The following is a 12826-nucleotide window of genomic DNA, read 5'->3' on the forward strand; positions in this document are numbered from 1 at the left end:
GTCCCGACCGGTCCGCGCGGTCCCACCGGGTTCAGGGGCGGAGACCGTCCGGGGACCTCCCTACCCGGCGTGGTGAACCGCGAAGCGCGCTGTCGCGAATGCGACGTGTGACCATGGGAACCGTGACGCGTCCGGCACGACGTCCGGAGGGCGACCCCGGTGACCTGGACCTCGTGGCGCGCGTACGGGCGGGCGACCGGGGTGCCGTGGACGACCTCTACGACCGGTTCCGGCGGCCGGCGTTCGCACTGGCCCGGCGGGTGCTCGCCGACGACACCCTCGCCGAGGACGTCGTCCAGGACGTGTTCCTCGCCGTCTGGCGCGACCCGCACGCCTACGACGGCGCCCGCGGCAGCTTCTCGGCCTGGCTGATGGCGATGGTCCACCACAAGGCCGTCGACGCCGTCCGCCGGGAGGAGTCGCACCGCCGCCGCCGGGCCCGCGCCGAGGACGACCTCGCGCTGAGCGCCCCCACCGGCGCCCGCGACGTCGAGGACGAGGCGTGGGACCGGGTGGTGTCCGAGCGCGTGCGCACCGCGCTCGGGGCGCTGCCCGACGCCCAGCGGGAGGCGCTCACCCTCGCCTACTACGGCGGGTACACCCAGCGGGAGGTCGCGGCCCTGACCCGCGCCCCGCTGGGGACGGTGAAGACCCGCATGCTGGCCGGCATGCGCCGGCTGAAGGAGGAGCTCGGCGGGGTCGCCGGGCCCACCGCCGGTGGTGCGCTCAGCGGTCCCGCCGCGGTCGACGGAGGCGCCCGGTGAGTCCGCGCCCCGACTCCCACGAGCCCTTCGACGAGCTCGCCGTCGGCTGGGCGCTGCACGCGCTCGAGCCCGAGGACGAGGCGCTGTTCGGCGCCCACCTGCCCACCTGCCCGCGGTGCACCCGGACCGTCGCCGAGACCTCCGAGGTGATGGCGGCGCTGGCCGCGGACCTGCCGCCGGCCGAGCCGGACGACCGGCTGCGCGAGCGGCTGCGGGCCGCGGTCGAGGAGACCGAGCAGCTCCCGCCGCCGGCCGGCGTCGACCCCGCCGCCCCGACCGCGGCGCCCGTCCCGCCGCCGGTCCCGGGCGCCCCCGGCGGGCGCCGCCGCACCGACGGTCCCGTCGCGACCGGCTTCCCCGGCTACGTGCCCGCGCCGGAGGAGCCCGCGCCGGACCCGCGCCCGGTGTGGCGGCGGGTGCTGCCCAACGCCCTGGTCGCCGCGGCCGTCGCGGCGATCCTGGCGCTCGGCACCTGGAACGTCGTCCTGAGCTCCGCGCGGGACGACGCCCGCGCCGCCGCCGTGGAGCAGCAGCAGGTCCTCGAGGCGCTGCTGCAGCCGGGCCGGGCGACCATCGCCCCCGTCCAGGACGGCGACGGGGACCCGGTGGCCACCGTCGTCGCCCGCGACGCGCAGCTGGAGGTCGTCGCGCACGGCCTGCGGGTCAACGACAGCAGCGACAGCGTCTACGTGCTGTGGGGCGTGGTCGACGACGCGCCCGTGGCGCTCGGCACCTTCGACGTCGTCTCCCCACGGACCGACCTCCGGACCGTAGGCTCCGCCTCGACCGGTCTCGACGACTACGCGGCCTACGCGATCAGCATCGAGCCCGGCCGGCAGGCTCCGGCGCAACCGTCGGACGTGGTGGCGAACGGGCAGGTGACCAGCTGAGCGGACAGGACACGGTGCCGCCGCCCCCGCGGCAGCGGCGGGCACGACCGACCGCGGAGCAGCGGCGGGAGCACTTCGCGCAGGACGGCTACCACAGCCTGCGCGAGCGGGTCGCGGAGTCCCGGTGGCGGCGGCGTCTGGCCGCCCGCCGCTCGGTCGACCACACCTACCGGATGGCCGTCGGCATCGTCGGCAGCCTGGTCGTCGCCGTCGGCCTGGTCACCATCCCGCTGCCGGGGCCCGGCTGGCTCACCGTCATCGCCGGCCTGTTCGTGCTGGCCACCGAGTTCATGTGGGCCGAGCGGCTGCTGGAGTTCACCAAGCGGCACGTCAAGGCCTGGACCGACTGGCTGGGCCGCCAGCCGGTGTGGGTGCGCCTGGGCATCGGCGTGCTGACGGCGGCGTTCGTCTACGGCGTCCTGGTCGTCACGCTGCACCTCACCGGCGTTCCGGACTGGGTGCCGGGGTGGGTGCCCCTGTGGCGCTGACCGTCTGGCATCATGGACGGCGCAACGGGCGATTGGCTCAGTGGTAGAGCGCTTCGTTCACACCGAAGAGGTCACTGGTTCGAACCCAGTATCGCCCACCGGCACGAGAGGGCCGGGCTCCCGACGGGGGCCCGGCCCTCTCCGCGTCCACGGGGGAGACCCCGTCGTCGCCCGGGCCGACGCCGCTCGGGGCGACGTCGGCCGGTGGTGTCGGCCGGTGGTGTCGGCCGGTGGTGTCGGCCGGTGGTGTCGGCCGGTGGTGTCGGCCGGTGGTGTCGGCCGGTGGTGTCGGCCGACCACGACGGCAACGACTCCCGCGGGCTGCCGTCCCCGGGGACGGGAGGGCCGGGCTCCCGACGACGGGGAGCCCGGCCCCCTCGCGCAGTGCCCGGCGGCTCAGGCGGCCGGGCCGTAGGTGAGGTGCGCGACGCCGTTGCTCAGCGCCTCGACGCCGACCAGCGACAGCTTCTGCTTCGTGCCCTCGGGGAACAGGTGGATGCCCTCGCCGACGGCGACCGGGTACACGTACAGGTGCAGCTCGTCGACCAGGCCGTCGGCCACCAGCGCCCGCACGAGGGTGGCGCTGCCGCTGACGTAGAGGTCCCGGTCGGCCTTGAGCTCCCGGATCCGGTCGGCGTCGTAGCCGCCGAGGGAGGTGGAGTTGCGCCACACGCCCTCGGCGTCGGACAGCGTCGAGGAGACGACGTACTTGGTCGTGTCGTTGAAGAACGGCGCGCCGGGGTCCTCCTCGACGGTCCGGGTGGACCACGCCGGCGCGAACATCTCGAAGGTCGTGCGGCCGAGCAGGATCCCCTCCGCCGGCGCCGTGAGGGACCCGATCGAGGCGGCCAGGTCGTCGGGGAAGCCGTAGTCGACCGTCCACATCGGTGCGTCGACGACCCCGTCGACGGTGGTGAACTCGTGCACCCGGATGACGCCCATGCCTGCTCCTCGGTCGGTCGGCCGGCCCTGTCGGCCGGTCTCGTCGGGTCAGACACTGGCGGATCCCGTTTCTCATCGGTGGCGGACCCGCCGTGCTGCACGATGCGGGGATGGAGCCGACCCCGCCGGTGCCCGATGCGTACACCCTGCGTGCCGTCGTCGAGCTGGAGGTGGCGCTCGAGGCGGGGGCGGCGGTCGACGCCGCGCACGCCGTCGTCGGGGACCTGGCGGTGCGGTCCTTCGGCCCCGGGGTGTTCGGCTGGATCGGCGAGGCGCTGGCCGACGAGGACCGGGACCCCGAGGACTGGGCGGCGCTGCTCGCCGACGACGACCTCGCCGGCCGCGTCCTCGCGCACCTGCGGGACCGCGCCGGCGACGACGGCGCCGCGGCGGGCGACCTCGTGTGGTCGGCGTACCCGCCCGGTGCCGGCCCCGGCCACGAGCGGTTCCGGCGGGCGGTCCGCCGGCGCCGGCAGGCCGCCCTGACGGCGGCGCTGCTGCCGCGGCCCCCGCGGGTGGCCGGGCGCGGCCGCCGGGACTGAGCGCACGGGGACCGGGCGCACCGGGACCGGGCGCACCGGGACCGGGCGCACCGGGACCGGGCGCACCCGCCGCCTCCGCCCGGATCGGGCGCACCATGGGGGCGATGGCACCGGACCGGAGGGCACTGGACAGGGTCGCCCGGCTGGACGCGGCCGTGGAGCGCGACGGACCCACCTGCATCTGGTGCGGCCGCGCGCTCACCGGGCACGTCCCCCCCACCACCGAGCACGTCGTGCCGCGGGTCAAGGGCGGCCCGTCGTGGCTGGAGAACGAGGTGGCCGCCTGCCGGCGGTGCAACGGCGAGCGCGGGCACACCGCACCGGTCGAGTGGCTGGAGGAGTGCCTGCGCCGCGGCTGGCCCGCCGACGAGCAGCGGCTGGCCCGCGTCCTGACCGGGCTGGCCGAGGCGATCGCCGTCCGCGGCGGGCAGCGCCGGGCCCGGCCGTACCTGGAGTCCCAGCTGCGCCGGCTGCGCCGCCGCGGTGTCGTCGCCGCCCGGTCCGCCTAGCCTGGCCCGCGTGAGCGCGGGGACGGTCGTCGGCATCTCGGTCTACCCCGTCCGCGGGTGCGCCGGGACGCCGCTGCAGCAGGCCGAGGTCGGCCCCGCCGGGCTGGCGGGGGACCGCGAGTCGGCCGTCGTCGACCTCGACGGGCGGGTGCTGCGCGGCAAGGACGCCCCGGGACTCGCCGGCGTCGTCCCCACCGGTTCCCCCGACCTCGACGCCGCCGCCGTCGCCGCGGCGCTGGGCCGGCCGGTGCGGCTCGAGCCGCTGACCGGCCGCCCCGAGGGCGCCGCGGCGGTGCACCTGGTCTCCCGCCAGGCGCTGGACCGGGCCGCGGCCGGCGTCGTCCCGGACGGCTGCGGCGCCGAGGACCCGCGGGCCAACCTGCTCCTCGACCTGCCCGCCGACGACGAGCGGACCTGGGTGGGCCGCCGGCTGCGGCTGGGCTCGGCCGTGCTGCAGGTCACGCGGCTGCCGAAGCACTGCCTGGGCGTCTACGCCGAGGTGGCCGAACCGGGGACGGTCACGGTCGGCGACGAGGTCCTCCCCGCGTAGTCGGGTCCCCGGGGCCGGCGCGGACGCTCGTTAGGCTGGCCGGTGCGCGTCCGCCTCCGGCCGGGCGCCGTCCGAGCACCTCGCGACCCCCCAGGAGCCCCCGTGTCCGCCGCGCTTCCCCCTGCCGCAACCACCCCGATCCGGGTGCCGGCCGGGACGACGGCCGAGCAGGCGCTCAAGGAGGCCGGGGTCGCGCTCAAGGGCCCCGACGGCGCCGTCGTCGTCCGCGACCTGGCCACCGGCGACCTGCGCGACCTCGCCTGGGCCCCCGACGCCGACGCCGAGGTCGAGCCCGTCGTCGCGGCCAGCCCCGAGGGCCGGGCGGTCATCCGGCACTCGACCGCGCACGTGCTCGCCCAGGCCGTGCAGGACCTGTTCCCCGGCACCCGGCTGGGCATCGGCCCGCCGGTCGAGAACGGCTTCTACTACGACTTCGACCCCGAGAAGCCGTTCACCCCGGAGGACCTGCAGGCGCTGGAGAAGCGCATGCAGCAGATCGTCAAGGCCGGGCAGCGCTTCGCCCGCCGGGAGATCAGCGACGACGACGCCCGCGCGGAGCTCGCGCACGAGCCGTACAAGCTCGAGCTGATCGGCCTGAAGGGCGGCGAGGCTGCGTCCTCCGATGACGGCGCCTCCGTCGAGGTCGGCGGCGCGCAGCTGACCATGTACGACAACCTCGACCCGCGCACCGGCGAGCGGCTGTGGACCGACCTGTGCCGCGGCCCGCACCTGCCGCGCACCTCGAACATCCCGGCGTTCAGCCTCACCCGCTCGGCCGCCGCCTACTGGCGGGGCAGCGAGAAGAACCCGCAGCTGCAGCGGGTCTACGGCACCGCGTGGGAGAGCCGCGAGGCGCACAAGGCGTACCTGGAGCAGGTCGCCGAGGCCGAGCGCCGCGACCACCGCCGCCTCGGCGCCGAGCTGGACCTGTTCAGCTTCCCCGACGAGATCGGGTCGGGCCTGGCGGTGTTCCACCCGAAGGGCGGCGTCGTCCGGCGGGAGCTGGAGGCCTACAGCCGCCGGCGGCACGAGGAGGGTGGCTACTCCTTCGTCAACACCCCGCACATCACCAAGGGCCGGCTGTTCGAGATCTCCGGCCACCTCGACTGGTACGCCGAGGGCATGTACCCGCCCATGCAGCTCGACGAGGAGCGCGACGCCGACGGCACCGTCCGCCGGCAGGGGCAGGACTACTACCTCAAGCCGATGAACTGCCCGATGCACAACCTGGTGTTCGGGGCCCGCGGCCGCTCCTACCGCGAGCTGCCGCTGCGGCTGTTCGAGTTCGGCACCGTCTACCGGTACGAGAAGTCCGGCGTCATCCACGGGCTCACCCGCGCCCGCGGCTTCACCCAGGACGACGCCCACATCTACTGCACCCCCGAGCAGATGGCCGGGGAGCTGCGCGGGCTGCTCGACTTCGTGCTCGGCCTGCTCGCCGACTACGGCCTGAGCGACTTCTACCTCGAGCTGTCCACCCGCAACCCGGACAAGTCCGTGGGGTCGGACGAGAGCTGGGAGGTCGCCACCGAGGCGCTGCGGCAGGCGGCGCTGGACTCCGGCCTCGAGCTCGTCCCCGACCCGGGCGGCGCGGCGTTCTACGGCCCGAAGATCTCCGTGCAGGCCCGCGACGCCATCGGCCGCAGCTGGCAGATGTCGACCATCCAGGTCGACTTCAACCTGCCCGAGCGGTTCGGCCTGGAGTACACCGCCGCCGACGGGTCCCGCCAGCGGCCGGTGATGCTGCACCGCGCGCTGTTCGGCTCGATCGAGCGCTTCTTCGCCGTCCTCACCGAGCACTACGCCGGCGCGTTCCCCGCGTGGCTGGCGCCGGTGCAGGTGGTCGGCATCCCGGTCACCGACGACCAGGTCGGGTACCTGACCGACGTCGCGCTGAAGCTGCGCGCCCGCGGCATCCGGGTCGAGGTCGACGACTCCGACGACCGCATGCAGAAGAAGATCCGCAACGCCAGCAAGCAGAAGGTGCCCTTCGTGCTGATCGCCGGGGCCACCGACGCCGACGCGGGTGCGGTCTCCTTCCGCTACCGCGACGGCAGCCAGCGCAACGGCGTGCCGGTCGACGAGGCCGTCGACGCCGTCGTCGCCTGGGTGGCCGCGCGGCACAACGCCGACCCGACGGCGGACGCGCCGCTGGAGTCGCGGTGACCGTGGGGCCCGACGGCTTCACGGTCCCCGTCTCCGCCGACGACGGCGGGCCGGCCGCCGTCTTCGAGCACCTGTGGACGCCCTACCGGATGGCGTACATCCGGGGATCGGGCAAGCCGACCGGCGAGCACGACTGCCCGTTCTGCCTCATCCCGGCGATGCCGGACGAGCAGGGGCTGGTGGTGGCGCGCGGCGCGACCGTGTTCGCGGTGCTGAACCTCTACCCCTACAACGCCGGGCACCTCATGGTGGTCCCTTACCGGCACGTGCCCGACTACACCGACCTGACCGAGGCCGAGGTCGCCGAGCTGGGCGCGTTCACGCAGACGGCGATGCGGGTGGTGCGGCAGGTGACCGGAGCACACGGTTTCAACATCGGGATGAACCAGGGGTCGGTGGCGGGGGCCGGGATCGCCGACCACCTGCACCAGCACGCGGTGCCGCGCTGGGGCGGCGACACGAACTTCATGCCGGTCATCGGCCTCACCCGGGTGCTGCCGCAGGTGCTGGCCGAGACCCGCACGCTGCTGGCCGCGGCCTGGCCGGGGGCTGCGTCGTCGGCCCCGTCCGCGCAGACGGGGGACTGACCGTGCTGGGGTCGGGCGCCCGGGCGGCCGTCGGCCGGTTCTGGGCGCCGGTGGTCACCCGGCTGGCGCGGGCGGGGGTGACGCCGGACGCGATCACGGTCACCGGGACCGTCGGCGCGATCGTCGCGGCGGTGGCGCTCGTGGCCCACGGCGTCCTGTTCTGGGGCGCGTTCACCGTCACGCTGTTCGTCCTGCTCGACATGCTCGACGGCGCGCTCGCGCGGGCCCGCGGCGGCGGGTCGGCGTTCGGCGCGGTGCTGGACTCGACCTGCGACCGCGCCGTCGACGCCGCCGTCTTCGGGGCGCTGGTGTGGTGGTACACCGGCGAGGGCGACGACCGGCTGCTCGCGCTGCTGGCGATGGTGGGGCTCGTCCTCGGCGTGCTGACCAGCTACATCAAGGCGCGGGCCGAGGGCGTCGGCATCCCGTGCGACGTCGGCCTGGTCGAGCGCACCGAGCGGCTGATCCTGGTGCTCACCGGCACCGGCCTGACCGGCCTGGGCCTGCCGTACGCCGTCGACGTGGGGCTGTGGCTGCTGGTGGTGGGCGGCGCGGTGACCGTCGCGCAGCGGGTGGCCGCCGTCCACCGCGGCGCCCGGGGGAAGTCGCTGACGCCGTCGGCGCCGGCCCCGTGAGCGGCCTCCGGGCGCGGGCGGCCGCGCGGGCCACGGACCTCGGCTACGCCGCGGGCTGGCAGGCGGTGCAGTGGCTGCCCGAGCCGGTGGCCCGCGGCGCGTTCGACGCGGTGGCCCGCTTCGCCGCCGGCCGCGAGGGCCGGGGCACCCGACAGCTGCGGGCCAACCTGCGCGTGGCCACCGGCGGCAAACTCGCCGAGGACGAGCTCGACGCGCTCACCGCCCGCGCGCTGCGCTCCTACGCCCGCTACTGGCAGGAGGCCTTCCGGCTGCCCCGCCTGGGCACCGCGCGGGTGCTGCGCGACACCGTCGTCCCCGGGATCGACCACCTCGCCCGCGCCCGTGCGCAGGGCCGGCCGGTGATCCTGGCGCTGCCGCACAGCGGCAACTGGGACGCGGCCGGGGTGTGGTTCCTCGACTGGCTCGGCGAGCCGTTCATGACCGTCGCCGAGCGGCTGCGGCCGGAGTCGCTGTACGAGCGGTTCCTCGCCTACCGGGAGACCCTCGGCATGCGGGTGGTGCCCCTGACGGGCGGGGAGCGGCCGAGCTCGGCGGTGCTGCGCGAGTGGCTGGAGGCCGGGCGCTCGGTGTGCCTGCTGGTCGACCGCGACCTCGGCTCCGGCGGCGTCCCCGTGGAGTTCTTCGGCCGGCCGGCCACCATGCCCGGCGGGCCCGCGCTGCTGGCCGCGCAGACCGGCGCCTCGCTGCACCCGGTCACCTGCCGGTTCAGCGAGCGCGGGTGGGTGCTGCAGGTCGGCGAGGAGGTGCCGCTCGACGGCGGGACCCGGCTGAGGGACCGGGTGGCGACGGCGATGCAGGGCGTGGCCGACGCGTTCACCGCCGACATCGCGCGGCAGCCGGAGGACTGGCACGTGCTCGGGCGCGTCTGGGCCGACGTGCCGCCCGACCCGCCGGCGGGGGAGCGTCGCTGATGCGGATCGGCCTGGTCTGCCCCTACCAGTGGGACGTGCCCGGGGGCGTCCAGTACCACGTGCGCGACCTCGCCGAGACGCTGCGCGGGCTCGGCCACCACGTCGAGGTGCTCACCCCGGCCGAGCACGAGGAGTCGCTCACCGACCCCTGGCTCACCTGGGCCGGGCGCACCGTGCCGATCCCGTACAACGGCTCGATGGCCAGCGTGCAGTTCGGGCCGGTGTCCGCGGCGCGGGTGCGCCGCTGGCTGCGCGAGGGCCACTTCGACGTCGTCCACGTGCACGACCCGGCGCCACCGTCGATCGGCCTGCTGGTCTGCATGATCGCCACCGGCCCGATCGTGGCCACCTTCCACGCCGCCACCGTGCGGTCGAAGTGGCTGGCCGCCTGGGGCCCGGTCGTGCGCCCGTGGCTGGAGAGGATCACCGGCCGGATCGCCGTCTCCGACTTCGCCCGGCGCGTGCAGGTCGAGCACCTCGGCGGCGACGCGGTGATCATCCCCAACGGCGTCCACGTGGGGTTCTTCGCCGAGGGGCCGACACTGCCCGGGGCCGCGCGCGGCGTCGACGGGCCGACGATCGGGTTCCTCGGCCGCTACGACGAGCCGCGCAAGGGCCTGCCGGTGCTGCTGGAGGCGATGCGGACGGTCGTCCGCGAGCACCCCGGCGCCCGGCTGCTGGTGGCCGGCCGCGGCGACCCCGACGCCCTGCGGGACGCGGTGGGGGAGGACCTGCGCCCGCACGTGGCCCTGCTCGGCGAGCTCCCCGAGGCCGACAAGGCGGCGTTCCTGCGCTCGGTGGACGTCTACTGCGCGCCCAACCTGCTCGGGGAGTCCTTCGGCGTGGTGCTCATCGAGGCCATGGCCGCGGGTGCGCCGATCGTGGCCAGCGACCTCGACGCGTTCGCGCGGGTGCTCGAGGACGGCGCGGCCGGGGTGCTGGTGCGCCGCGGGGACGGCGCGGCGCTGGCCCGGGCGCTGTCGGACCTGCTCGCCGACCCCGCCCGGCGCGCGGCGCTGTCGGCTACCGGGAGCGAGGTGGCCGCGGGCTACGACTGGCAGGTGGTGGCCCGCCGGGTGCTCGCCGTCTACGAGACCGTGGTGCTCCCCGGCGCAGGGGAGGTCACGGCCGGCGACGACGAGGCGTGGCCGGAGGTGACGGGAGCCACCGACGGGGTGTTCCCCTCCCTGCTGAGGCGCGTCCGCCGCTAGCGTTGGCCGACGTGACGCCCGCCGCCTGGTTGCTCGTCGCCGCGGTCGTCGTCGTCCTCCTCCTGGCCTGGACCGCCTGGACGCTCACCCGGCTGCGGCGGCTGGAGGCCCGGGTCGCCCGCGCGCGGACGGTGCTCGAGGACCGGCTGCGCGCCCGCGCCGCCCTGGCCGAGGACCTGTCCTCCGGGTACAGCGCCGCGCTCGGTGAGGACCGCGCGTCCCGGCTGAAGACCGCCGCCTACGAGGCGCGCCGGACCCCGGCCGGCGACCGGGAGCTGGCCGAGAACACCCTGGGCCGGGAGCTGCGCGCCCTCCCGGCGGAGCTGCCGGGGGTCCCCGCGGAGCTGCTCGCCGAGCTGGCCGAGGCCGAGGCCCGCATGGCCCTGGCCCGGCGCTTCTACAACGACGCCGTCCGGGACACCGCGCTGCTGCGGCAGCGCCGGCTGCCCCGGCTGCTGCGGCTGCACGCCGACCGGCCGCTGCCGCGCTTCTTCGACGTCGAGGACGGCCTGGACGCCGTCCCGACCGGCGCCGGGACGCCCCGCGCCTGAGCGCCCGCGGCGGACGACCGCATGACGACGGGACAGGACGAGGCCGGGGACGCGCGTCCTGCCGCGGGCCCGGTGCGGGAGCGGCCGGCGGGCCGGCGGCTGCGCGGTGTCGACCTCGCCCGCGGGCTCGCCGTCCTCGGCATGTTCGGTGCGCACCTCGGCGACACCGGCGACCTCGGCTGGGACCCGGCCACCTGGCGCGCGGTGGTCGACGGTCGCTCGTCGATCCTGTTCGCCACGCTGGCCGGGGTGTCCATCGCGCTGCTGTCCGGGGGGCGCACCCCGCCCGCGGACGACGAGCTCGCGCGGGCCCGGAGCCGGGTCCTCGTCCGCGCCGCCTGGGTGTTCGCGATCGGCGGCGTCCTGGAGCTGCTGGACACCTTCGTCGCGATCATCCTCGGCGTCTACGCGGTCCTGTTCGTGCTCGCGCTGCCGTTCCTGCGCTGGTCCCCGGCGCGGCTGCTGGCCGCCGCGGCCGTCGTCGCCCTGGCCGGGCCGCCGCTCACGCTCGCGGCCGGGCGGTACGCGACCGGGCAGGGCGAGGAGGACGGCGCGTTCGCCTTCCTGCTGTTCACCGGCTACTACCCGGCGGCGGTGTGGCTCGCCTTCGTGCTCGTGGGGCTCGCGGTGGGGCGGCTGGACCTCGGCGCCGCCCGGGTGCGCGCGTGCCTGGTCGCCGGCGGGGCGGTCACGGCGGTGCTCGGCTACCTCGGCGGCCGGCTGGCCACCCGGGCGTTCGCGCCGGGGGAGCGGCCGGCCGGGATCGAGGAGGGCTTCGGCGCCGCCGGCGGCTGGGACCCGGCCTGGTTCGCCGGCGCCGAGCCGCACAGCAGCACGCCGTTCGAGGTGATCGGGTCCGGCGGGGTCGCCGTCGCGGTCCTCGGGGTGTGCCTGGTCGTCGCCGACCTGCTGCCGCGGCTGACCCACCCGGTCGCCTCGGTGGGTGCGCTGGCGCTGTCGGTCTACACCGCCCAGATCGTCGCCATCGCCGTGCTCGACGTCGAGTACGGGCGGGACTGGGGGCTGTGGGCGCGCTTCAGCCTGACCGCCCTGCTGCTGGCGTCGGCGTGGCGCTCCCGGCTGGGTCGCGGACCGCTGGAGGGGTTGCTGGCCTGGAGTTCGCGGCGGGCGGCCGGCTCCTGAGGCGGGAACGGGCACCGGCGCGCCGCCGGTAGGATCGACCGGTGCGTCCGGGCGCCGGTGCCGGGCGCCGGGACGAGGGAGGACAGTCGTGAGCGGCCATTCCAAGTGGGCGACCACCAAGCACAAGAAGGCCGCGATCGACGCCAAGCGCGGCAAGCTGTTCGCCAAGCTGATCAAGAACATCGAGGTCGCCGCCCGGACCGGTGGCGGTGACCCGGCGGGCAACCCGACGCTCTACGACGCCATCCAGAAGGCGAAGAAGTCCTCGGTCCCCAACGACAACATCGACCGCGCGGTCAAGCGCGGCTCGGGCGCCGAGGCCGGTGGCGTCGAGTACCAGTCGATCACCTACGAGGGCTACGCCTCCGGCGGCGTCGCGGTGCTCGTCGAGTGCCTCACCGACAACCGCAACCGGTCGGCCTCCGAGGTGCGCACCGCGATGACCCGCAACGGCGGCTCTATGGCTGACCCCGGCTCGGTGTCCTACCTGTTCACGCGCAAGGGCGTCATCGTCGTCCCGCAGGCCGGGGGCGTCGACGAGGACACCGTCCTCATGGCGGTCCTCGACGCCGGCGCCGAGGAGGTCCGCGACCTCGGCGACACCTTCGAGGTCGTCTGCGAGCCCGGTGACCTGGTCGCCGTCCGCACCGCGCTGCAGGACGCCGGCATCGACTACGACTCGGCCGAGGCCGGGTTCGTGCCCAGCGTCACCGTCGAGCTCGACGAGGAGGGCGCCGGCAAGGTGTTCCGCCTCATCGACGCGCTCGAGGACCTCGACGACGTCCAGAACGTCTACGCCAACTACGACGTCTCCGACGAGGTGCTCGAGAAGGTCGGCTGAGGCGCCACCGGCGCACCGGCCGCCCCGGACACCACACCGGCAGCGGCCCGATCCGGTCCGCCGGTCCCGGCACGG

At 76.0% G+C, this 12826-nt stretch carries 15 protein-coding genes and 1 tRNA gene; 15 read left to right on the forward strand and 1 reads right to left on the reverse strand.

Translation table 11 applies throughout. The features are described from left to right. Window positions 1-122: 122 nt before the first annotated feature. From ACI79Z_RS11955 to ACI79Z_RS11970, 4 genes are all read left to right on the forward strand, one after another. On the forward strand, window positions 123-764 hold the full coding sequence (locus tag ACI79Z_RS11955; RefSeq protein WP_456902756.1) for a sigma-70 family RNA polymerase sigma factor: 642 nt from the start codon (window positions 123-125) through the stop codon (window positions 762-764). Beyond that, window positions 761-1654 carry an anti-sigma factor domain-containing protein gene (locus ACI79Z_RS11960; RefSeq protein WP_456902757.1) on the forward strand — a complete coding sequence of 298 codons (894 nt, stop codon included), beginning with the start codon at window positions 761-763 and terminating at the stop codon, window positions 1652-1654. The genes ACI79Z_RS11955 and ACI79Z_RS11960 overlap by 4 nt, the downstream gene beginning before the upstream one ends. 14 nt (window positions 1655-1668) lie before the next feature. Then, window positions 1669-2142, forward strand: a complete 474-nt coding sequence (locus tag ACI79Z_RS11965) for a TIGR02611 family protein (RefSeq protein ID WP_387986710.1) — start codon at window positions 1669-1671, stop codon at window positions 2140-2142. 26 nt (window positions 2143-2168) lie between these two features. Continuing rightward, window positions 2169-2240: transfer RNA gene (locus tag ACI79Z_RS11970), tRNA-Val, on the forward strand. Between the two features lie 298 nt (window positions 2241-2538). On the opposite strand, the gene ACI79Z_RS11975 is transcribed toward ACI79Z_RS11970, so the two are convergent. After that, window positions 2539-3084, reverse strand: a complete 546-nt coding sequence (locus ACI79Z_RS11975; protein ID WP_387986712.1) for a dihydrofolate reductase family protein — start codon at window positions 3082-3084, stop codon at window positions 2539-2541. 110 nt (window positions 3085-3194) lie between these two features. Here ACI79Z_RS11975 and ACI79Z_RS11980 point away from each other — a divergent pair, with 110 nt between their 5' ends. The 11 genes from ACI79Z_RS11980 to ACI79Z_RS12030 all read left to right on the forward strand — a co-directional run bounded on the left by ACI79Z_RS11980 (window position 3195) and on the right by ACI79Z_RS12030 (window position 12751). Then, entirely contained in the window at window positions 3195-3626 is a 432-nt protein-coding gene (locus ACI79Z_RS11980) for a hypothetical protein (RefSeq protein ID WP_456902758.1), read from the forward strand. Window positions 3627-3730: 104 nt separating this feature from the next. Continuing rightward, complete coding sequence (locus ACI79Z_RS11985; protein ID WP_456902759.1) at window positions 3731-4135, forward strand: HNH endonuclease; 405 nt, start codon at window positions 3731-3733, stop codon at window positions 4133-4135. Window positions 4136-4145: 10 nt separating this feature from the next. After that, window positions 4146-4685: an MOSC N-terminal beta barrel domain-containing protein gene (locus ACI79Z_RS11990; RefSeq protein ID WP_456902760.1), complete on the forward strand. Its 540-nt coding sequence runs from the start codon at window positions 4146-4148 to the stop codon at window positions 4683-4685. Between the two features lie 102 nt (window positions 4686-4787). Next, entirely contained in the window at window positions 4788-6851 is a 2064-nt protein-coding gene (thrS, locus tag ACI79Z_RS11995; protein WP_387986723.1) for a threonine--tRNA ligase, read from the forward strand. Then, a complete protein-coding gene (locus ACI79Z_RS12000) occupies window positions 6848-7438 on the forward strand; it encodes an HIT family protein (protein WP_387986726.1) in 591 nt (196 codons plus the stop codon). The genes thrS and ACI79Z_RS12000 overlap by 4 nt, the downstream gene beginning before the upstream one ends. 2 nt (window positions 7439-7440) lie before the next feature. Beyond that, on the forward strand, window positions 7441-8073 hold the full coding sequence (gene pgsA, locus ACI79Z_RS12005; RefSeq protein WP_387986728.1) for a phosphatidylinositol phosphate synthase: 633 nt from the start codon (window positions 7441-7443) through the stop codon (window positions 8071-8073). Next, complete coding sequence (locus ACI79Z_RS12010) at window positions 8070-9005, forward strand: phosphatidylinositol mannoside acyltransferase (protein ID WP_456902761.1); 936 nt, start codon at window positions 8070-8072, stop codon at window positions 9003-9005. Before pgsA ends, ACI79Z_RS12010 begins: the two co-directional genes overlap by 4 nt. After that, window positions 9005-10216, forward strand: coding sequence for a glycosyltransferase family 4 protein (locus ACI79Z_RS12015; protein WP_387986734.1), 1212 nt, complete (start codon window positions 9005-9007; stop codon window positions 10214-10216). The genes ACI79Z_RS12010 and ACI79Z_RS12015 overlap by 1 nt, the downstream gene beginning before the upstream one ends. Window positions 10217-10227: 11 nt before the next feature. Beyond that, window positions 10228-10767, forward strand: coding sequence for a hypothetical protein (locus ACI79Z_RS12020; protein WP_456902762.1), 540 nt, complete (start codon window positions 10228-10230; stop codon window positions 10765-10767). Between the two features lie 21 nt (window positions 10768-10788). Beyond that, window positions 10789-11910, forward strand: coding sequence for a heparan-alpha-glucosaminide N-acetyltransferase domain-containing protein (locus ACI79Z_RS12025; protein ID WP_456902763.1), 1122 nt, complete (start codon window positions 10789-10791; stop codon window positions 11908-11910). 88 nt (window positions 11911-11998) lie between these two features. Then, window positions 11999-12751, forward strand: coding sequence for a YebC/PmpR family DNA-binding transcriptional regulator (locus tag ACI79Z_RS12030; RefSeq protein WP_456902764.1), 753 nt, complete (start codon window positions 11999-12001; stop codon window positions 12749-12751). The last annotated feature ends 75 nt before the right edge of the window (window positions 12752-12826 follow it).

It is taken from the genome of Geodermatophilus sp. SYSU D00663, from assembly GCF_054050655.1.

Coding starts and splice junctions, on each gene's coding strand:
- ACI79Z_RS11975 (WP_387986712.1), bottom strand. CDS start 3,084: ATGGGCGTCATCCGGGTGCACGAGTTCACCACCGTCGACGGGGTCGTC.
- ACI79Z_RS12025 (WP_456902763.1), top strand. CDS start 10,789: ATGACGACGGGACAGGACGAGGCCGGGGACGCGCGTCCTGCCGCGGGC.
- ACI79Z_RS11980 (WP_456902758.1), top strand. CDS start 3,195: ATGGAGCCGACCCCGCCGGTGCCCGATGCGTACACCCTGCGTGCCGTC.
- ACI79Z_RS12015 (WP_387986734.1), top strand. CDS start 9,005: ATGCGGATCGGCCTGGTCTGCCCCTACCAGTGGGACGTGCCCGGGGGC.
- ACI79Z_RS11985 (WP_456902759.1), top strand. CDS start 3,731: ATGGCACCGGACCGGAGGGCACTGGACAGGGTCGCCCGGCTGGACGCG.